The following is a 1,094-nucleotide window of genomic DNA, read 5'->3' on the forward strand; positions in this document are numbered from 1 at the left end:
CCACTCATCAGGTTACGTGGCAAACCCCACGACAAGGTTGGATCGATCAGACGTGCTACACGGCGTTCGCAGATGCTGCCCAGATCGGTAATGGCCATGGCCAGTAGATCCATTGCTTGTGCGAGGTATTGACCGTGGAAGTTGCCGCCGGAGATGATTTCAAAGCCGCCGCCATCCTTACCGAAGATCAGTGGATTATCGGTAGCGGAGTTGATTTCCTTGTCGATGATGTTGTCGATATAGTCCAGTGCATCAAAGACCGGGCCATAGACTTGGGGTGAGCAACGCAGCGAATAAACGTCTTGAATGCGGGCGCTGTACGGGATATCGGTACGACGCAATTCTTCCGGGAACTGTACGGCGCGTGCTTCATGTGTGGTGCGGGTAGAACCCGTCAACAGTTTGCGGATAATGGCGGCGGTCTTGATTTGACCAGCGTGTGGACGCGCTTGTTGAATACGGTGATCGAAGGCGGCCATTTCGGCGCGCATGGCTTCCAGTGTCAGACCGAGTGAGAGGCAGGCGTCGCTCAGCAAGTTACGTGCATCATTCGTCACCAGAACGGCAACGGCTAATGACACGGTACAACCGTTAATCAGCGCTGAGGCATCTTTGGCTTTCAGATCAAAGTTAACGGGACCTACACCGGACTTGGTAATCGCTGCCGGTGCGCTCATGCGCTGACCTTGATACATCACTTCTGCTTCGTCGAAACCGGCAATGGCGGCGGCCAGATAGGACAAAGGTGCGAGGTCACCGGAAGCACCGACCGAACCCTTTTGCGGCATGATCGGATGGATGCCGGCATTGATAAAGGCGAGCAGACGATCGACTACTTCTACGCGTGGTGCGGAGTAATTGCTGGCGAAGGCATTGGCACGCAACAACATGGTGGCGCGGCTGACTTCTTCCGAGAAGGGTTCGCCCATGCCGGCACAATGCGCCTTGATCATCTGGGTCTGGAACAGCTCAATGTGTTCAACCTTGATGCGGGTGTCTTTCAACAAACCCACACCGGTGTTAAAGCTGTACATCATCGGTGCTTCATCGTGCATCCAGGTGGATTCGATGTAGTCGCGGCTTTCTTTCAGGGC

1 protein-coding gene is annotated in these 1,094 nt (G+C 54.8%); it reads right to left on the minus strand.

What is annotated here, in order from left to right; translation table 11 throughout:
• On the minus strand, positions 1-1,094 hold a 1,094-nt coding region (locus AC07N2_RS16635; protein ID WP_494779271.1), incomplete at both ends, for an HAL/PAL/TAL family ammonia-lyase.

Source organism: Herminiimonas sp. GW821-FHT09C12 (genome assembly GCF_059416385.1).